The organism is Staphylococcus argensis, assembly GCF_002902305.1.
GTDB lineage: Bacteria > Bacillota > Bacilli > Staphylococcales > Staphylococcaceae > Staphylococcus > Staphylococcus argensis.
On sequence record NZ_PPPX01000004.1, the window covers coordinates 1 to 19592 of the forward strand.

The 19592-nt window shown below is 41.8% G+C and carries 16 protein-coding genes and 1 rRNA gene; 6 read left to right on the forward strand and 11 right to left on the reverse strand.

The annotated features are described in order from the left end of the window. A 5S ribosomal RNA gene (gene rrf / locus CD039_RS12315) occupies positions 1-83 on the forward strand; the annotation flags it as partial. A gap of 974 nt (positions 84-1057) precedes the next feature. Here the strand turns inward: rrf and ilvA are convergent. The 9 genes from ilvA to ilvD form a co-directional block, all read right to left on the reverse strand. Continuing rightward, positions 1058-2326, reverse strand: a complete 1269-nt coding sequence (gene ilvA / locus CD039_RS06255; RefSeq protein WP_103371603.1) for a threonine ammonia-lyase IlvA — start codon at positions 2324-2326, stop codon at positions 1058-1060. Between the two features lie 19 nt (positions 2327-2345). Then, positions 2346-2933, reverse strand: coding sequence for a 3-isopropylmalate dehydratase small subunit (leuD, locus tag CD039_RS06260; protein ID WP_103371604.1), 588 nt, complete (start codon positions 2931-2933; stop codon positions 2346-2348). Next, on the reverse strand, positions 2934-4304 hold the full coding sequence (gene leuC, locus CD039_RS06265) for a 3-isopropylmalate dehydratase large subunit (protein WP_103371605.1): 1371 nt from the start codon (positions 4302-4304) through the stop codon (positions 2934-2936). A gap of 18 nt (positions 4305-4322) precedes the next feature. After that, positions 4323-5363: a 3-isopropylmalate dehydrogenase gene (gene leuB / locus CD039_RS06270; RefSeq protein WP_103371606.1), complete on the reverse strand. Its 1041-nt coding sequence runs from the start codon at positions 5361-5363 to the stop codon at positions 4323-4325. Beyond that, on the reverse strand, positions 5360-6910 hold the full coding sequence (locus CD039_RS06275) for a 2-isopropylmalate synthase (RefSeq protein ID WP_103371607.1): 1551 nt from the start codon (positions 6908-6910) through the stop codon (positions 5360-5362). Before CD039_RS06275 ends, leuB begins: the two co-directional genes overlap by 4 nt. Positions 6911-7125: 215 nt before the next feature. Continuing rightward, entirely contained in the window at positions 7126-8130 is a 1005-nt protein-coding gene (ilvC, locus tag CD039_RS06280) for a ketol-acid reductoisomerase (protein ID WP_103371608.1), read from the reverse strand. Positions 8131-8184: 54 nt separating this feature from the next. Then, positions 8185-8658: an acetolactate synthase small subunit gene (gene ilvN / locus CD039_RS06285; RefSeq protein WP_103371609.1), complete on the reverse strand. Its 474-nt coding sequence runs from the start codon at positions 8656-8658 to the stop codon at positions 8185-8187. Continuing rightward, on the reverse strand, positions 8655-10328 hold the full coding sequence (gene ilvB, locus CD039_RS06290; protein WP_240595093.1) for a biosynthetic-type acetolactate synthase large subunit: 1674 nt from the start codon (positions 10326-10328) through the stop codon (positions 8655-8657). Before ilvB ends, ilvN begins: the two co-directional genes overlap by 4 nt. Positions 10329-10452: 124 nt before the next feature. Continuing rightward, positions 10453-12141 (reverse strand): dihydroxy-acid dehydratase, encoded by a 1689-nt coding sequence (gene ilvD / locus CD039_RS06295; protein ID WP_103371611.1) that lies wholly within the window; start codon positions 12139-12141, stop codon positions 10453-10455. Positions 12142-12619: 478 nt separating this feature from the next. Here ilvD and tsaE point away from each other — a divergent pair, with 478 nt between their 5' ends. From tsaE to CD039_RS06320, 5 genes are all read left to right on the forward strand, one after another. Next, the gene (gene tsaE, locus CD039_RS06300; RefSeq protein WP_103371612.1) at positions 12620-13081 is read left to right on the forward strand and encodes a tRNA (adenosine(37)-N6)-threonylcarbamoyltransferase complex ATPase subunit type 1 TsaE; all 462 of its coding nucleotides are present in this window, start codon (positions 12620-12622) and stop codon (positions 13079-13081) included. Continuing rightward, positions 13062-13727, forward strand: a complete 666-nt coding sequence (tsaB, locus tag CD039_RS06305; protein WP_103371613.1) for a tRNA (adenosine(37)-N6)-threonylcarbamoyltransferase complex dimerization subunit type 1 TsaB — start codon at positions 13062-13064, stop codon at positions 13725-13727. The genes tsaE and tsaB overlap by 20 nt, the downstream gene beginning before the upstream one ends. Positions 13728-13738: 11 nt before the next feature. Beyond that, positions 13739-14164: a ribosomal protein S18-alanine N-acetyltransferase gene (gene rimI, locus CD039_RS06310; RefSeq protein ID WP_415640382.1), complete on the forward strand. Its 426-nt coding sequence runs from the start codon at positions 13739-13741 to the stop codon at positions 14162-14164. Next, a complete protein-coding gene (tsaD, locus tag CD039_RS06315; protein ID WP_103371615.1) occupies positions 14157-15179 on the forward strand; it encodes a tRNA (adenosine(37)-N6)-threonylcarbamoyltransferase complex transferase subunit TsaD in 1023 nt (340 codons plus the stop codon). Before rimI ends, tsaD begins: the two co-directional genes overlap by 8 nt. Positions 15180-15254: 75 nt before the next feature. Beyond that, the gene (locus CD039_RS06320; RefSeq protein ID WP_103371616.1) at positions 15255-15677 is read left to right on the forward strand and encodes a VOC family protein; all 423 of its coding nucleotides are present in this window, start codon (positions 15255-15257) and stop codon (positions 15675-15677) included. A 72-nt stretch (positions 15678-15749) separates the two neighbouring features. On the opposite strand, the gene CD039_RS06325 is transcribed toward CD039_RS06320, so the two are convergent. Then, positions 15750-17384 (reverse strand): MutS-related protein, encoded by a 1635-nt coding sequence (locus CD039_RS06325; RefSeq protein ID WP_103371617.1) that lies wholly within the window; start codon positions 17382-17384, stop codon positions 15750-15752. Positions 17385-17747: 363 nt separating this feature from the next. Then, a partial coding sequence (gene abc-f / locus CD039_RS06330; protein WP_240595087.1) for a ribosomal protection-like ABC-F family protein occupies positions 17748-19592 on the reverse strand: 1845 nt, incomplete at its 5' end.

A 19592-nucleotide genomic window follows, 5' to 3' on the forward strand; every position in this document is an offset into this window, starting at 1 on the left:
TCCCATGCCGAACACAGAAGTTAAGCTCCTTAGCGCCGATGGTAGTCGGACTTATGTTCCGCAAGAGTAGGACGTTGCCAGGCAATTATTAAAAGAGACCTGATAGGGTCTCTTTTTTCGTATATATAGAGGGATTGAATGAAAGCGCTTGGCAGCTAAGGAAGCGCAATGAAACAACGATGGGATTTTACTACAGGTAAATGAGCAAGTTGATTTATAAGCTGACGAAAGATGCGAGCGTTTGTCAACAATCACTTGAGCCCGAAAGGCTTCTTTTTTTATGCCAGGAAAGAGCTTAACTTCTTCCCAAAAAAACTATTCGAAGTAGATGAAAAAGGAATACAATTGCAGTAGCAATTGCATAAGTATAACTAACATACTAGAGTATGAAGTTATACTTTAAGAATAGGACGTTGCCAGGCAATCATTAAGAGACTGGGACATTAATGCGAATTAACTTCTTAGAGAAATCAAAAGCAAGCTTAAACTAAATTTTTGAGTAAATTTTCAATGTGTACTCGAGACGCTTGATGGAACTAGACCACAACGAAAATCCATTCTTAGAGCTCTTTGAGCGAAAAGAATTAGTTGAGTGTGGTCCCATAAGCAAGCGAGAGTTTTAACATTGAAAATTAATAAGTTTTAATTTTGTCCCAGACTCTTTTCGTATATAAGAGGGATTGTCGGACAGAAAATCAAGTTTCAACTTACCTAGTATAACTAATATACATAAGTATTTTTACTACAGAAGCGAATAAATACATGACACTCAGGCACGTAAATAGACAGTTACGGAGTTTTACGTGATAAATCTATTAAGTGTGTTAGTTTACTAACTAGGGGATACAGCAAAGGGGTAATTTGCTAAGCAGAACCTTGATAACGATCAAGCGTTCTCAATAAATTAAACAAAGTGGAAAATAATATTGTGCACATATTAGAATGATTGGTCGAATTAAATGAGTAATTCATCTCAACTCGGCCAATCATTTTTGTTTCTATCATACAAATAAGCGATTGATCCCCTCTTACAGGGCATCAATCGCTTGTATTATCATCATATAAGTAAAGAATAGAGCATCTTGTTCTCATTGATATAAATATTGTGTGGATCAAAGTCATGCACGTTCTCTTTCAATTGACCCAAGTCGTTATGGTCACTGAGTTGAATTCCGATGATGACTGTACCTGTATTCTGTGATGATTTCTTCAAGTATTCGAACTTAGTGATGTCATCACGAGGGCCTAGCACATCGTTAACGAACTCTCTCAAAGCACCAGGGCGTTGGGAGAAATTAAGGATAAAGTAGTGTTTCATTTCTTCAAAGAGTAAGGAACGTTCTTCGATTTCTTTCATGCGGTTGATATCGTTGTTACCGCCACTGATGACGCACACAACTGTTTTACCTTTAATCTCATCTTTATACTGCTCTAAAGCTGAAACACTCAAAGCACCAGCAGGTTCAGCGATAATCGCTTGTTTGGTGTACATATCTAGGATGGTTGAACAAACTTGACCTTCGTCTACTTGCACATAATCATCGACAACCCTTTTAGCAATATCGAAAGTGATTTCGCCAACACGAGCTACTGAAGCCCCGTCGACAAATTTATCGATGTTAGGCAGCGTCACGATTTGACCTTGTTGAACGACGGACTCATACATACTACTCGCTCCAGCCGGTTCAACACCGACGACCTTCGTATCTGGAGATTGAGCCTTAAAGTACGTGCCAATACCAGAGATGAGACCGCCACCACCAATTGCCGCGAAGAGATAGTCAAACTTCGTATGATCTGCTTGAGCTTGTTCAAGCGTCTCTTTCGCAACGGTGCCTTGACCAGCTATCGTGTAGATATTGTTAAAAGGATCGATGAAGTTCTTATCATAACGATCTGTATATTCTAAAGCTTCTTTCAAGCAGTCATCAAACGTATCGCCGGTTAAGACGACTTCTGTACTTTCGCCACCGAAGAATTTAACTTGGTCGATCTTCTGAAGTGGGGTCGTCACTGGCATGAAGATGGTTGCTTTAAGATTGAGTTTGCTTGCAGTGAAAGCAACACCTTGAGCGTGGTTGCCGGCGCTTGCACACGTAATACCACGCTGACGCTCTTCATCTGATAGCGCCATAATTGCATTATAGGCACCACGTAACTTGAACGAACGCACCCACTGTAAGTCTTCGCGTTTTAAATAGACATTACAATTATACTTTAAAGAGAGATAGTGATCTTTCTGTAGCGGTGTTTCCTTCACGACGTCTTTCAATTGTAAGAAAGCTTCATCTATATCTTTCGCTTGTACTGTTGTTTCAACTGTCATACTATGCACACCTTTTTACTTAGTTATTGTAAGTTTTTGCTTTTGCCTGTTCATAAGCTGCAATTTCGTCTTCATATTGCAACGTGACTGCGATATCATCGAGTCCGTTAACCAATTTGTTCTTCCACGTTTCATCTATAGTAAAATAAAAAGTCTGTTCAGGAGATGAAACAGTTTGTTCCGGTAAATCGACTGTGATTTCTTCGAACTGAGCAAGATGTTCGCGTGCTTCTTGATCTAATACAATCGGAAGCATCGCATTCTTTGTACAGTTCATGTAAAAAATATCACTAAAGCTACCTGCAATAATAATATTGAATCCATAATCTTTCAGAGCCCACGCTGCGTGTTCACGGCTCGACCCACATCCGAAATTGTCACCCGTAATCAGAATAGAGGCACCTTCATATTGAGGCTTATTCGGATTAAAGTCAGGATTGTCTGAACCGTCTTCTAAGTATCGCCACTCATCAAAGGCGAAAGGACCAAAGCCTGTCTTAGAAATTCGTTTCAAATGGACTTTCGGAATAATTTGATCGGTATCAATGTTGTCATGGAATAGGGGAACGATCTTACCTGTATAAGTAGTAATGGGTTGAATATCCATTTAAACGACCACCTTTCTTACATCGACAAATTTACCGTTAATTGCTGCTGCGGCTGCCATTGCAGGAGAGACGAGATGCGTGCGTGCACCTTTACCTTGGCGGCCTTCAAAGTTACGGTTGCTCGTTGAAGCACAATGCACACCAGCAGGAACTTGGTCAGGGTTCATACCTAAGCACATTGAACAACCGGGTTCACGCCATTCAAAGCCTGCCTCTTTGAAGATTCGGTCCAATCCAAGCGCTTCCGCTTCATGTTTCACCGTACGTGAACCAGGAACGACGATCGCCGTGATATTAGGGTGTACCTGTTGCCCTTTAACGATGTGACTCGCTTCCACGAGATCTGAAAGTCGCGCATTCGTACATGAGCCAAGGAAGACGTAACCTAACTCAATGTCTTCTGCTTTCTGACCGGGTTGTAGTCCCATATAGTTGTATGCACGTTCGTCATTCACACTTTCAATTTCAGGGAAAGGTGTGTTAAAGCTCACACCCATCTCAGGACTTGTTCCCCAAGTAATTTGAGGTTCAAGATCCGTGACATCAAGGTGAATTTCTTTATCAAATTCGGCATCGTCATCTGTATAAAGTTCACGCCACTCATCGATGTCATAGTCGAAATTCGTCGCATATGGACGACCTTTTACATATTCGAAAGTCGTTTCATCAGGCGCCATCATACCGTATTTCGCGCCCGCTTCAATCGCCATATTACAAATCGTCATGCGCGCTTCCATAGACAGACTTTCAATCGTTTCACCTGCAAATTCAAGTGCGTAACCTGTTCCGAAATCGACACCATGTTGATTGATAAGATGTAGAATAATATCTTTCGCATATACACCTGGAGGCAACTGGCCAGTCACGTTAATCTTCAAATTCTTCGGCTTCGTTTGCCACAACGTCTGAGTCGCAAAGACATGTTCGACTTCGCTCGTACCAATTCCGAAAGCGATAGCGCCAAACGCACCATGTGTGGCCGTATGTGAATCACCACATACAATCGTCTTACCTGGTTGAGTCAATCCTGTTTCAGGTCCAACCATGTGAACGATGCCTTGTTCATCAGACCCCATATCAAAGATGTGGACGCCAAAGTCTTGCGCATTCTGTTGCAATGTCGTGATCTGTTTATTCGCAATTTCATCTTTAATGTTGTAAATATCAACTGTCGGTACGTTATGATCCAATGTCGCAAATGTAAGGTCAGGTCTTCTCAATTGTCGATTCTGCAGTCTCAAACCTTCGAAAGCCTGCGGAGAAGTCACCTCATGGATGAGATGCAGGTCGATGTATAATAACTGTGGATCACCTTCTTTACCGGCAAGTACATGTTTATTCCATACTTTGTCAAAAAGTGTTTGTCCCATATGAGTGCTCCTCCTTTATTAAATATTGTTAGCTACAAATTGAATGACTTCTGATGTCTTGTACTGACCACCTAAATCTGCTGTGGTCTTCTCTTGTCGAACTAAATCGTAAATCGTTTGTTCAAGATGGGATGCTGCTTCTTCTTGATTAAAGCTCTCGCGTAAACACATAGCTAAAGAGAGCAACATACCAAATGGATTAGCTTTATCTTGATTTGCAATATCAGGTGCAGAACCATGAATTGGTTCATAGAGACGTGGGCCTTCTGAGCTGAAACTTGCAGAAGGTGAAAGACCGAGTGCACCTGGCATCACTGAAGCTTCATCACTCAAGATGTCACCAAATAGATTTTCAGTCACAATGACGTCGAAACGATTCGGATTCGTGATTAAGTGCATTGCACAAGCATCGACGAGAAGATGTTCAACTTCAACATCTGGATAATCCTGAGCTACTTCGTTAATTACACTACGCCACAATTTACTTGAAGCTAAGACATTCTCTTTGTCGACAGAAGTGAGTTTCTGTTGACGTGATTGTGCAAGGTCGAATGCTACACGCGCAATGCGTTCAATCTCTTCACGTGTATAAGTAAGTGAATCTAATGCTTGGTGGTCATCCCAACTTTTGGGCTGTCCAAAATAAATACCGCTTGTAAGCTCACGTACAATGACGAAATCTGTACCCTTTACACGTTCCTCTTTAATAGGGGAAAGGTGACTCGTTCCGTCTGTCACTGTAGTCGGGCGAATATTCGCGAATAAATTGAGTTTTTGACGTAAATCTAATAAGCCTTGTTCAGGGCGATTATGAGGGTCTGTCCACTGAGGACCGCCGACTGCACCAAGCAATATCGCATCAGCTGACTCACAAGCTTGGAAAGTTGAATCTGTAAGCGACGTCCCATGATTATCGATAGCTACACCGCCGAAATCATGAGATTCAGCGGTATAGCTAAAGTTAAAACGATCCGAGAGCTGTTCGAGTATTTGAAGGGCGCCGTGCATAATTTCTGGTCCAATCCCATCTCCAGGTAGGGCTACGATACGATAAGTCATGCTTCAACGCCTTCTTTCTGTGCTTGCTCACTCGCATATTTAGCATGTGCTTCTACGTAAGCTTTAGCCGAAGCAAAAAGTACGTCATGATCAATGCCGATACCTGTTACTGTGTAACCATTTACTTTAAGTTGTACTCGAACCTCTGCTTGTGAATCCGTACCTTCAGTTACTGAATCAATCGTGTAATCAAGCAATTCAGTTTCTTCATTAAAGATACGGTCTACTGCATTGTAGACTGCAACAATTGAACCTGTACCGATGCTTGAATCTTGATACGTATGTCCATCGCGATCTTTAATGACGACTACGGCACTTTGAAGGCCGTTTGAAACGAATTGAACTTGTAGTTGAGAGACTTGGAACATCGCGTTCTGTTCATGCTCTGTACCTTGAATCAAGGCATGAATATCGCGATCAGTCACTGATTTCTTCTTATCTGCCACGGACTTAAATTGTTTGAAGAGGACTTTCTGTTCTTCTGGGTCAATATCATAGCCCAATGCACTGAGGTTTTCACTAAAGGCATGTTTACCAGACAGTTTACCCAGTGGCAATTCAGTACTTTGTACACCTACGAGTTGCGGCGTCATAATTTCATATGTTTCTGGATTCTTCAACACGCCATCTTGGTGAATACCGGACTCATGGCTGAAGGCGTTCTGGCCGACAATCGCTTTGTTCTTCGGTACGCGAATGCCTGCATAGCGTGAAATGAGATCTGACGTCTGTTTCGTTTCTTGTAGCTGAATGCGTGTCGTCGTACCGTAATGGTCTTGTCTTACGTGAAGGCCGAGTGCGACCTCCTCAAGCGCTGTATTACCTGCACGTTCGCCGATACCGTTAATCGTACCTTCAATACGGTTCGCACCATTTTCAATCGCAGCCATACTATTTGCGACAGCCAAGCCCAAATCATCATGGCAATGTGCACTGTAGACGATTTCTCGATCTGTACGAATCTCTTCTCTGAGCTTTTTAAAAATAGCCCCATACTCAGAAGGATAAGCAAAGCCTACTGTATCCGGAATATTAATAACGCTCGCTCCTGCATCAACTGCAGTCTGAACACATTCGATCAAGAAGGGCAACTCAGTCCGTGTCGCGTCTTCAGGTGAGAATTGCACGACATCAAAGTATTCTCTCGCATAAGCAACATGTTCTTTAATGGAAGCGAGCACTTCTTCTTGTGTCATCTTCAATTTAGATTCTAAGTGGATAGGGCTCGTGGCTACGAAGACGTGAATCCGTGGCATTGCAGCTGGTTTCGTTGCTTCGTAAACCGCATCGATATCTTTCTTTACACATCTCGCAAGGCCACAGACGGCTGTGTTAGTTAATGTCTCAGCAATAGCCTTCACAGATTCGAAACTTCCTGTACTAGAGGCAGGGAATCCCGCTTCGATAATATCGACGCCCCATTTCTCTAACTGTTTTGCGATCTTAATACGTTCGTCGAATGAGAAACTGACGCCTGGTGTTTGTTCTCCATCTCTTAGCGTCGTATCAAAGATTTGAATATGATCAGTTGCAGGTGTTGCAGTCATGTTAAACATCTCCTTTATTATGAAATAGATCAATGGTAGCAAACTGCTGACGCTACCCTTAATAATCAGTTTAAAACTATTTATTATTATAAAATTACGAATATTCTTTCTTTTAAAACCTGTAGTCATTGTGGTCATCGAAGTAAGGGGAATCGGTCAGTTTCATTAATTAACCGACCGACACCGCTTCTTACCTTGGACCTGAATACATTTAATTACTGTTCAATTTTTTTCGATTTGATGAATGGCATTAACTCTCTAAGTTCACGTCCAACCGCTTCAATTTGATGACCATGTTGTTCTTTACGTAATTTCATGAATTCTTCGAAGTTATTTTCATTATCTTTGATGAAGCGGTCGCTGAAGTTACCTTGTTGAATATCTGTTAAGACATCTTTCATATTATTTTTAACTTCTGGAGTGATGACACGTGGACCTGACACGTAATCACCGAACTCTGCTGTATTGGAGATAGAGTAGCGCATGTTCTCCATACCGCCTTCGTACATCAAGTCAACGATGAGTTTCATTTCATGTAATACTTCGAAGTAGGCGATTTCTGGTTGATAACCTGCTTCAACTAACGTTTCGAAACCAGCTTGGATTAAGTGTGTTACACCACCACATAATACAGCTTGTTCCCGGAAGAGGTCTGTTTCAGTTTCTTCTTTATAAGATGTTTCGATGACTCCAGCTCTTGTTGCGCCGATACCTTTTGCATAGCTTAATGCTAAGTCTCTCGCTTCGCCACTTGCGTCTTGTTCAACTGCGAAGAGGGAAGGAACTGCACTACCTTCAACGAAAGTACGACGTACGAGATGTCCTGGGCCTTTTGGTGCAACTAAGAAGACATCCACATCTTCAGGTGGTTGGATTACGTTGAAGTGAATATTAAAACCATGTGCAAAGGCTAAAGCGTTATTTTTCTCTAAGTGAGGTTTGATTTCGTTGTCATAAACTTGACCTTGGATTTCATCTGGCAATAAGATCATGATGACATCTGCTTGTTTCGCTGCTTCGTCTACAGTGTAAACGTCGAAGCCATCTTCTTTAGCTTTATCGTGCGATTTACCAGGACGGATACCGATGATCACATCATAGCCATTGTCCTTTAAGTTCTGTGCGTGGGCATGGCCTTGTGAACCATATCCGATAATCGCAATCTTCTTACCTTGTAAAGCATCTTTCGTTACATCTTTGTCATAATAAACTGTTGTCATTTGAAATTCCTCCAGTAAGTTAATTTTAGTAAAATAAGTATTGTTCGAATTAAATTAAATAATACCTGCTGAACCTGTACGTGCTACTTGTACAAGCTCTAATGATGATAGGTCATCTAACAAGTTGTCTAATGTATAGCGTGGACCGGAAGCTTGAAGATAAGTGTACGTATCTTCCGCATGTAAGATGGACACTAGCGCATCATAAGGTTTAATAATCTTGTACAACTGTGCGTCGTCTTGGGGTGTCTTCACTTTGACTAATACGAGTTCACGGTTGTACGTGTTCGTATCAGTGATATCCTCAACGCTGATAATGTTGATTTGTTTCTCAAGCTGTTGCATCAACGTACGTAACGTATCCGTATCTGGTATTTCCGCCACGAAGGTAATATCGGTAATACCTGGCTCAAGCGTTGGTACTGCTGAGAGGTTGACGATATTAAATTGGCGACGTACGAAGATACTCGTTAAACGATTGAGTGTACCCGCTTTGTCTCTCACTTTCGTTCTAAATGTGCGTCTCATAGTAGACCCTCCATTTCATCATTGGCTTTACCACTAGGAACCATTGGGTGTACAGGTTCGATAGGGGAAATGCGTACTTCAATCATCGCTGGACCGTCGTGTTGGAAAGCTTCATCAAGTTGTTCCTCTAAACGATTCGGGTCATCGATGAGATAACTCTTCACTCGGTAGGCTTCTGACAGTTTGATGAAATCAGGTTGGTCGTTAAACACTGAATGTGAGAAACGTTGGTTAAAGAATTTATCTTGCCATTGCTTAACCATACCTAACGTACCGTTGTTGATGAGCACGATCTTGATGTCGATACCGTATTCTTCGAGGATCGCCATCTCTTGGTTCGTCATTTGGAAACCACCATCGCCAACGAAAGCGACTACCGTTTGGTCAGGGTGAGCAAGTTTCGCTCCGATTGCTGCTGGAATGCCGTAACCCATTGTTCCGAGACCACCACTCGTTACGAGTTGATTGAGTTTCTTGAACGGATAGAACTGTGCGACCCACATTTGATGTTGTCCTACATCAGTTGTAACGATTGCATCGCCATTCGTGATTTCACCGATATACTCAATTGTCCGTTGTGGTTTGATAAAATGCGGGTCCTCTTCGCCATGATTAAACGGTTGTGCTGCTTTATTCGCTTGTACACGTTCATTCCATTCTTCGTGCTTCACTGCGTAACTATCGAATTCGAGCAGTTGTTCTAATGTCGCTTTAACGTCAGCCACGATGCCGAGATCCGTCTTGATGATCTTATCGATTTCAGATGGATCGATATCAACATGCACAATTTTCGCATTTTTAGCAAAATTATCAGGTTTACTTGCTAAACGGTCATCGAAGCGGCTACCAAAGTTGATCAACAAGTCACATTCTTGGATCGCCATGTTGCTGGCGTAAGAACCGTGCATACCGCCCATACCTAAGAAGAGTGGATAATCGGCAGGGACAGAACCTAGGCCGAGCAATGTGTTAACCACAGGTAACTGATGACGAGTGACAAATTCTGTCAACAAATCGTTAGCTTCAGCGTGGTGTACACCTGCACCCGCTAGAACGAGAGGACGCTTCGCTGTCTTTAAGTAATCTCGCAATTTCTGTACATCATCATGACTCGGTTCGAGATTGACATTGTAACCTGGTAAGTCTAGCTCTTCAGTCGGTTGTTTATGTGTCGTTAACACGCCCATATCTTTAGGGAAGTCGATGACTACTGGTCCTTTACGACCTGTATTAGCGATATGGAATGCTTCGTGGATGATCTTAGGGATATCATCTACATTTTTAACTTGATAGTTATGTTTCGTAATTGGCGTCGTCATTGATAATAAGTCCGCTTCTTGGAATGCATCCTTACCGATGACTGGTGTTGCAACTTGTCCCGTGAAGACTACGAGAGGAATGGAATCACTATAGGCATCTGCAATTCCAGTGATCGCGTTCGTAGCTCCAGGTCCACTCGTTACAACGACTACACCTGGTTTACCAGATACTTTCGCGTAACCTTCAACTGCATGAGCAGCACCTTGTTCGTGACGAGCGAGAATATGCTTGATTGCACCATCATAGAACGTATCATAAAGCGGAAGTACGGCACCACCTGGATAGCCGAAGATAAAGTCGACATCTTCTTTCGCTAATGCCTCAACGAGAAGTGCGGAACCTGTGTTCATCTCTTGTACTTCTTCTTTCTCCAAATCATAAGGTGCTTGCGTACCTGATCCATCGACACTTTCGAGTTCTTCTGTTGCTTCGTTATTCATTGTTTCAGTTTGGTTTGACATGTGGGATCACTCCTTATAATAGTTCTTCGGGTACTTGCATGATACCGCCAGTGTTGGCACTTGTTACGAGTGCGGTATAACGAGCAAGGTAACCACTTTTAACTTTAGCTTTAAAAGGTTTCAGTTCTTGCTTACGTGCTTCTAAGGTTTCCGTATCGACATCTACATCTAATGTGCGGTTCGTTAAGTCGATTGTAATTTCGTCTCCGTCGCGTAATAAACCAATTGGGCCACCTGAAGCAGCTTCAGGTGAGATGTGACCGACTGCAATGCCGCGTGTGGCACCTGAGAAGCGACCATCTGTAATGAGTGCAACATCTTTACCTAAGCGACGTCCTACAATGGATGAAGTAGGAGATAACATCTCTGGCATTCCTGGACCACCTTTAGGGCCTTCGTATCGAATGACTACGACGTGTCCTTCTCTCACTGTGTGATTATCAATTGCTTCAACTGCTTCATCGTGTGAATCGAAACAAATCGCTTTACCTTTGAAGACTTTAATTGATGGATCGACACCGCCGACTTTAATGACTGCTCCTTTAGGAGCAAGATTACCGTAGAGTACGGATAATCCGCCTTCTTTGTCGTATGGATTGTCTAAACGACGGATGACTTTATCATTAGTGATTTCTTTGTTCTCATTGTTCTCTCTAATAGTCTGTCCTGTGACAGTGATGCGATTTGGATGAAGTACGCCTTCTTTCTTCATTAACTCATTGATGATAGCTGGGACACCGCCCGCTTCATGTACGTCATGCATAGAGTAAGAAGAACTTGGTGCGATTTTAGAAAGGTAAGGCGTCTTCTTTGCGATTTCGTTAATACGTGTTAAATCGTAGTCGATGCCCGCTTCGTTCGCGATGGCTAAAGTATGAAGTACTGTATTCGTTGAACCTCCCATTGCCATGTCTAAAGCGAATGCATCATCAATCGCTTCTTTCGTCACGATGTCACGTGGTTTAATATCCTTTTTAATATTGTCTACTAAACGGAAAGCAGCTTGGCGAATCATCTCACGACGTTGATCGCTGACTGCTAGTGCTGTACCGTTGTATGGTAGCGCGAGTCCTAGAATTTCCATCAAGCAGTTCATAGAGTTCGCCGTAAACATTCCAGAACAAGAACCGCAAGTAGGGCAGGCATTCTGTTCCATGTCTAAAAATTTTTCTTTAGAAATTGAACCATCTTTGAAAGCACCAACTGCTTCGAACATGGATGATAATGTGAGTGCTTTACCTTGTGCGGATAAGCCTGCTTTCATTGGACCTCCTGAACAGAAGACGGCGGGTACATTTGTGCGAACTGCTGCGAGTAACATGCCCGGTGTAATCTTGTCACAGTTCGGAATGTAGAAGACACCATCAAACCAATGTGCGTTGATGACGGTTTCTGCCGCGTCTGCGATAATTTCTCGAGACGGTAAGGAATAACGCATTCCGATGTGTCCCATAGCAATACCATCATCGACACCAATGGTATTGAATTCGAAAGGAATCGCTCCAGCTTCTCTGATCGCTTCTTTCGCGATATCGGCGAGCTCTCTAAGATGAACATGGCCGGGAACGATGTCTATGTATGAATTACATATCGCGACGAATGGCTTGTTCATATCTGTTGGTTGTTCCAATGCTCCGGTGGCATGAAGTAAACTTCTTGCCGGCGCTTGATGATCTCCTCGTTTGATTGTGTCACTTCTCATTTCAATTCCCCCAGTAAATGAAAATAAAAAAGCGTCCCAATGTAATGATTGGGACGCTGGAAAGTCCCATTCAACTCGAATAGGACTTAAGCACTAGTGTTAATCTAATGCTCCAGCCCTTAGCATAATAAAATGACTAAAATATTTTCAGTTGTGATTGGGTTATGGGTTGTAAAGTTAGCCATTTTACTATACTCCTTTCGCTGAATGGTTGTAAGATTTTTACTAATAGTCTAAAAATTGTTAAATCAAATTTACTATAAGTCTAAAGCGTTGTCAATAACTATTTTAGAATTTTCTTTCAATTTCGTAAAAAAGTTCTTCCCACAGGTTAAATCGTGTAGCAGTCATATCCGTTGAAATTTGTTAAAATAGAGTGGTTCTAATCTATGTAAAGCGTATAGAAGTCTATGGTAAACTGAAACTAATATCGTATAGATAATCAACGCTTGAGATTAATTCGTGTAGGAGACTCGTTATGATTAAGATAAACAATTTACAAGATCTAGCACACTTTGCGAATACTTTAACAGCGCGTTTACAAGCCGGTGATCTCATACTACTCAATGGAGATTTAGGCGCAGGTAAGACGACGCTAAGTCAGATGATAGGTAAGGAATTAGGCGTGAAGCGTAACATCAATTCGCCGACGTTCAATATTATCAAATCCTATAAAGGAACAACGCTCAAGTTTCATCATATGGATTGCTATCGTCTTGAAGATAGTGAAGAAGATTTAGGATTTGAAGAATACTTTGAAGATCACGCCGTTACTGTCATTGAATGGAGTGAATTTATTCAAGATTTACTTCCTGCAGAATATCTAACTATCAGTTTAGCTGTCACAGGGGAAGAAACCCGTGAATTAAGTTTAGAAGCTAGTGGGGAGAGATATCAGAAGATGAAGGAGGCACTCGAAGATGAACTACTTACTGATTGATACGTCGAATCAACCGTTATCCGTTGCTCTCGTTAAAGATGATAAAGTTGAGGCTGAAATCAATAGTAATGAGAAACGTAATCACTCAGCACAGTTAATGCCAGCGGTTGAGAAATTGTTTGAATCTGCTTCATTCACCAAAAATGAAGTGGATGCGGTCGTTGTAGCACAAGGACCTGGTTCTTACACTGGTCTACGTATCGGTGTAACAGTCGCTAAGACGTTAGCCTATAGTCTCGATGCGCAACTATATGGTGTCTCCTCATTGAAAGCACTAGCAGCTACGATTAATAGTAAATGCAAAGATGACATCGTCCCTATCTTTGATGCGCGTAGAGAAGCGGTTTATGCAGGTGTGTATCGTTACGAACAAGATGAGCTTGTAGAAATCATGCCGGAACAATATATTACAATCCAAGATTTGCTTGCTTACCTAGAGGAACGAGGTGCACATCCTCTATTTGTAGGTCAAGATGCTGAGAAGTTGCGTGACCATTTACAAGGTACAGTGGAGGCACAATTACCTCGTGCGAAAGTAATGACACGCTTAATCACTTCTCCAGTTGATATCACAACCTTTACTCCTAATTATTTAAAACTTTCTGAGGCGGAACGCAATTGGCAAAACCAACAGAACAAGAGTTAAATATTCGCTTAATGTGTGCCGACGATGTGCCTCAAGTGTTTGATCTAGAACGAGAGAGCTTTAACGATAGTTCGTGGACGATTGATGCATTCTATCATGAAATGTTGAAGAATAACTTCGCGCATTATTTTGTGATGGAATATGACCAGCAAATCATTGGCTATATCGGAATATGGATTGTGATTGACCAAGCTCAAATTACGACGGTTGCGATTCAACACGATTATCGAGGTTCCGGTTTAGGTCAGTTGCTGTTGAAATATGCGATGCAATATGCACAGACGAAGTGTGACACCATGAGTTTAGAAGTTCGAGTGAACAATCACGTGGCACAACATGTTTATGAGAAATTAGGCTTTCAGTATGGTGGTAAAAGGAAAAATTATTACGGTGAAGGTGAAGATGCTATGGTGATGTGGGTGAAATTAAATGACTAAAGAAACGTTAATATTAAGTATTGAATCCAGTTGTGACGAGACAAGTGTGAGTGTCATCGCTGACGGGCAACGCATTTTATCTAACACGGTATTGAGCCAAATCGACAGTCACAAACGCTTTGGAGGTGTGGTGCCTGAAGTAGCGAGCCGTCATCACGTCGAAGGTATCATACCTACTATCGACACCGCTCTTGAAGATGCTCAAGTGACGATGGAAGATATCAACGCAGTGGCAGTGACAGAAGGACCAGGTCTCATCGGCGCATTGCTCGTGGGAATCAATGCGGCGAAAGCATTGGCCTTTGCCTATGATAAACCGTTGATTCCTGTACATCATATCGCAGGTCATATTTACGCTAACCATTTAGAAGAGCCATTAACGTTTCCACAAATGGCGCTCATCGTATCTGGGGGTCATACCGAGCTCATCTACATGAAGGATCATCTTTCTTTCGAAGTTGTAGGAGAGACGCGGGACGATGCTGTGGGTGAGGCCTATGATAAAGTGGCGCGTACGATCGGTCTCAGTTACCCTGGAGGTCCTAAAGTGGATCAGCTTGCTGCAGAAGGTGAAGATACGTATGACTTTCCTCGTGTGTGGCTAGAGAAAGACAGCTTTGACTTCAGCTTTAGTGGTTTAAAAAGTGCCGTGATCAATAAACAACATAATTTAAAACAAAAAGGTGAAACAGTGAATGCCGCAAACATCGCAACAAGTTTCCAAAACAGTGTCGTCGAAGTACTTGTTGGAAAGGCGATTCAAGCTTGTGAAACATATGATGTGAAGCATCTGATTGTAGCAGGTGGCGTAGCAAGTAACCGTGGTTTGAGACGTGAGATGACGCGAGCGTGTGAGGAGCACGACATTCAACTATCCATACCAAGCGCGAAACTCTGCACAGATAATGCAGCGATGATTGGCGCCGCTGCACATTATCTCTATCTCAATGGCGCACGTGCGGATATGGCGCTCAACGGACGGAGCAGCATTGATATTGAAGAAGTCGGCGAGTAGCTATTGATAGTGTAGGCATAGTTAAAGCGCTGAATGGGTATAACAGACTAATACGAAGAAAGGAGCTATACTGTTATGCGTGCAATTCAATACTTTAACTTCCGAAATAGCTTAGCAGCTTTGAATTTCTATGAAAAACATCTTGGAGCAACAAACATACGACGCGTTGGTGGCGATGATCCTCGCTTTCAAGATATGCCTGACGAATATAAAGTAGATGATGATTTCACGATGCATGCGTCGTTTGAAATTATGGGCGAGACGTTCTATTGCAGTGATACTTATAAGCATCGTAAGATTGATAATAGCGGTGCAATTGTCTCATTGACGTTTAATTATGAGGATGAAGCGGATCGTCAACGTGCAATTGACTTTTATGGTCGTGCTATTGAAGGCGGCTGTGAAGTGTCAATTCCGTTAGGTGAAACGGCTTGGTCGAAATTATATGGTATCTTTAATGATCCTTTTGGTGTGACTTGGATGATTAATGCGGAATAGGTGTAAATAAATAAAATCCGAAGATGATGGGAACTTTCATTCTCATGTCATCTTCGGATTTTTATCTGTAATCTATGATTCTTCAAGTTTTTGGGTATTCGTTTTGGCGTCTGAATATACGCGTTCTGGGAAGTCTGTAATTCTCAACAATTCGATGGCATTGCGGGTATTTGCTTTACCTTTTTTAATCTTATAGTCAAAGTGAATCTCGTCATCTTGAATATCTTCGTTGAAATGGTAGTTCGTATATTGTTCCTGGAGCCATTCCGCTAGCTCAATATCATGCGTAGCCGCGAGTATACGATAGTTGTCTTGCTCAGCGAGATAGGCCAGAACGGAGTCAGAGGCTGCGACACGTTCAGTTGTGTTCGTACCTTTAAAGATTTCATCGATAAAGCAGTAGTTGAATTGATCACTCGGCAAATTAAACAGGCGACGGACAGATTTAATTTCTGCCATGAAGTAACTATCACCCGACATCACATCATCTTGGTTGGCCATTGACGTATAGATATGACCAGGTTTGTAGACAAATCGTTCCGCGAGTGCGGTGTTCGTATATTGTGCCAGAATCAAATTAATCGCTACAGCTTTCATAAAGGTTGATTTACCTGATGCATTGGACCCTGTCAGTAAGATGTGTCGTTGAATATTAAGGTCATTTGGCACGGCGTTAGGAAGCAACGGATGAACAATACCATCGAAATCAATTGTTGGATGATCTGTAGCTTCTGGTTTAACTTGCGTGTCCAACGTTTCACGCCACAGTGCGATGGAATAAGTATTATCTATCATGCCGATATAGTCATAACATGCCAACACTTCTTCCTCGTGTTCTTTAAAACTTTGTTGAATCAAGTGGAAGAGCACATAGTCGAGATTGAACATGCTCTTGATGACGTTCGTGAACATAGCCCCTTCATTTGCGTTACTGGCAGAACCTACAATACCGCTGAGGTAACGTGCCGTTTTAAAATGACTAAAGTTGACATCTAACTGTGGTGCTTCGTCGTGTAAGGAAATGGTGCGTGCACGTTTTAACACATTCGACGTATAATACATGGAATTAAGCTCGTCTTCGAAACTCTTCTTTAACTTGCTAGAAAGAAAGACGTTGTAAATCAGTGCGGCAATTGTGATAAAGCCTCCCAATGGAACTGAAAATGGAAGCACAACGAGTCCAATAAATGGAAAGATAGGGCTCAGCATATGTAACGTCTGACGAGGAATAGTTTGAATTTCGTCCGGATATTTCGGATAAACGGATTTACCGATTTGTGCGAGCTTTAATGAAACGAATTCTCGAAAATTGCGATGTTTCTTGAATGTTTCAATAAGCTGTTCGCCTTTAATAGCATACATTCCGCGTAAAGTAGCAAACAGTCGCATTTCGCCAATTGCGGAAAAGTTAAAGTTGAGTTGCTGGAACAATTCGTCTAAATCTAGGTCTGACCACGTCTTATCATCGATATATTGATTATCTTGATGTGGATATTGTTTAAGGTGTTTGAGATAGAGATGATCGTAAAGGTGATTGGGTCGAATAAATGATTCGAGAGGTGCTTTGCGATTCCAAAGCGTTTGAATAGCGTTCTTAAGATGCAATGTCTCAATCGCTTTAATCGTCATTTGTGCGACGATTGCGAGTATAATCAATGCGATGAGTATCGCGAGATAAATCCACAATAATGCGGACACGGTAAACATCCTTTCTGTTTCTTAAGTATCATTGATAGTTAAAGTATGACAAAGATGAATTATAAATACAATCTAGTTTCCAATAAAGAAACGAGACGCGTAATCCAAAAAATGTCAATAGGGAACGTGCGTACTTATCAACATAAAGTGCACAACTTGTGGATAACTTATGTATGAAGTTGTGTATGAGAGTGAGTAAGTTATGGATAAAGGTGTGGATTTAGTTACATATTACTTGTGGATAATTGGGATAACTTTGTGGATATGTATCATTATAGGCTTTTTAGTGTGCATAAGTAGTAGTGGAAAATGTAAAAAAAGAAGCTGAGACAGTGAATAATTTTACTATCTCAGCTTTCTTCTATGTGACGATTAATCCAATTTTTCTTGTAATTCTTCCCAATTGATCATCGCTTCTTCTAACGTGTGTTCGATTTGTGATTTTTGTTCGGCTATTTCAGCTGCTTTTTCAGGATCACTAAATATGTCAGGTTGGGTAAGTTGTTCATCTAAAAGTTCAATTTCTGTCTCACATTTCGTAATGGTCTCTTCGTATTCATTAATTTGACGTTCGATTTGACGCTGTTCTTTACGACGTTGTTTCTGATCTTGATAAGTATTAGAAGTAGCAGTAGCCTCTTGTGTTTCTGACGATGCAGAACCTTGCTTACGATGTTCTGCTAACGCTTCTTTTTCCTCTAACTTTTCAACATAGTATTGATAATCTCCAAGATAGAGTGAACCGCCAGAAGTATCTAAATCAAAGACTTTGTTTGCAAGTTGATCAATAAAATAACGGTCGTGTGAGACGAAGATAATCGTTCCTTCAAAGCCACTCAACGCTTGTTCCAACATTTCTTTAGAATCAATATCTAGATGGTTGGTCGGTTCGTCTAAGATGAGCACGTTATTACGTTCTAACATGAGTAGGGCGAGTTGAAGTCGTGCTTTCTCGCCACCAGACAAGTCGTTGATGACTTTCTTAACTTCTTCTTGCACAAAGAGGAAGCGGCCAAGGACAGCACGAATATCTTTCTCAGGCATCGTAGGATATTGATCCCAAACGTAATCGAGAATGGTCTTATTCGATTTAAACTCAGCCTGTTTCTGGTCGTAGTAACCGATGCGAAGATTAGCGCCAGTCGTAATTTCTCCGCCTAATGCTTGTTGTTGATTGGCAATCGTCTTGATGAGCGTCGATTTACCAATCCCATTCGGTCCAATAACTGCAATGTGGTCGCCTTTAAAGACCTCCAAATTAATCGGTTGGGTGATCGGCTGATGGTCATACCCAATCTCAAGCGATCGTATATGGAAGACATCGTTACCTGTGTTTCGATCAAAGTCAAATTGAATGTTAGCACTCCGCGCATCGAGCATTGGCTTATCGATTTTTTCAATCTTCTCTAGGGTTTTGCGACGACTTTTAGCCATACCACTCGTTGAAGCTCTGGCAATATTCTTATCGACAAAGTCTTCTAAGCGCTTAATTTCTGCTTGTTGCGCTTCGTATTCTTGCATGCGTTTTTCGTAATATTTATCACGTTGTTCGATAAATTGTTTGTAATTACCATGGTAGTGACGTACTTCACCGAGTGAGACGTCGTAGATTTGTTTGACAATTTTATCTAAAAAGTAACGGTCGTGACTGATAATAACAATTGCGCCATTAAAGAAATTAAGATATTGCTCCAGCCACTCGGTCGTCTCCATATCCAAATGGTTGGTCGGCTCGTCAAGAAGAAGCAAATCAGGTTCGCTCAGCAACATTTGTGCAAGGGAAAGTCGCGTCTTCTGACCACCGCTAAAGTCTTTGATAGGGCGGTCGAAATCTGTCTCTGTAAACGATAAGCCGTGAAGCACAGTCTTAATCTTGCTTTGATACTGATAACCTTCACGCTGCTCAAAGTCGTTAGAGAGCTTCTCGTAAGTTGCAATATGCTCTTGGTACTCTGGACTTTCGTAGTCGTCTGCGTGTTGAGCGAGCCACTCTGTTTCTTCACGCATACGTTGTTCTAATGAAATGATATATTCAAACGGTTGCGACATGGCTTCGAAGACCGTCTGTTCTGTATCGAGCGTCATTTGTTGGGTGAGGTAACCGAGTTTCAAGTCTTTCACTTTCGAAATATGACCTGAATCGTAGTCCTCAACGCCAGCAATTATCTTCATTAATGTAGATTTACCAGCGCCGTTTCGTCCAACGATACCGATGCG

Excerpts from the sequence above, each read along its gene's own strand:
- leuB (WP_103371606.1), bottom strand. The coding sequence starts at position 5,363 with ATGACTTATCGTATCGTAGCCCTACCTGGAGATGGGATTGGACCAGAA.
- ilvD (WP_103371611.1), bottom strand. The coding sequence starts at position 12,141 with ATGAGAAGTGACACAATCAAACGAGGAGATCATCAAGCGCCGGCAAGA.
- ilvC (WP_103371608.1), bottom strand. The coding sequence starts at position 8,130 with ATGACAACAGTTTATTATGACAAAGATGTAACGAAAGATGCTTTACAA.
- tsaB (WP_103371613.1), top strand. The coding sequence starts at position 13,062 with ATGAACTACTTACTGATTGATACGTCGAATCAACCGTTATCCGTTGCT.
- tsaD (WP_103371615.1), top strand. The coding sequence starts at position 14,157 with ATGACTAAAGAAACGTTAATATTAAGTATTGAATCCAGTTGTGACGAG.
- CD039_RS06275 (WP_103371607.1), bottom strand. The coding sequence starts at position 6,910 with ATGACTGCAACACCTGCAACTGATCATATTCAAATCTTTGATACGACG.
- rimI (WP_415640382.1), top strand. The coding sequence starts at position 13,739 with ATGTGTGCCGACGATGTGCCTCAAGTGTTTGATCTAGAACGAGAGAGC.
- tsaE (WP_103371612.1), top strand. The coding sequence starts at position 12,620 with ATGATTAAGATAAACAATTTACAAGATCTAGCACACTTTGCGAATACT.
- CD039_RS06320 (WP_103371616.1), top strand. The coding sequence starts at position 15,255 with ATGCGTGCAATTCAATACTTTAACTTCCGAAATAGCTTAGCAGCTTTG.
- ilvA (WP_103371603.1), bottom strand. The coding sequence starts at position 2,326 with ATGACAGTTGAAACAACAGTACAAGCGAAAGATATAGATGAAGCTTTC.
- leuD (WP_103371604.1), bottom strand. The coding sequence starts at position 2,933 with ATGGATATTCAACCCATTACTACTTATACAGGTAAGATCGTTCCCCTA.
- CD039_RS06325 (WP_103371617.1), bottom strand. The coding sequence starts at position 17,384 with ATGTTTACCGTGTCCGCATTATTGTGGATTTATCTCGCGATACTCATC.
- ilvN (WP_103371609.1), bottom strand. The coding sequence starts at position 8,658 with ATGAGACGCACATTTAGAACGAAAGTGAGAGACAAAGCGGGTACACTC.
- ilvB (WP_240595093.1), bottom strand. The coding sequence starts at position 10,328 with ATGAACACAGGTTCCGCACTTCTCGTTGAGGCATTAGCGAAAGAAGAT.
- leuC (WP_103371605.1), bottom strand. The coding sequence starts at position 4,304 with ATGGGACAAACACTTTTTGACAAAGTATGGAATAAACATGTACTTGCC.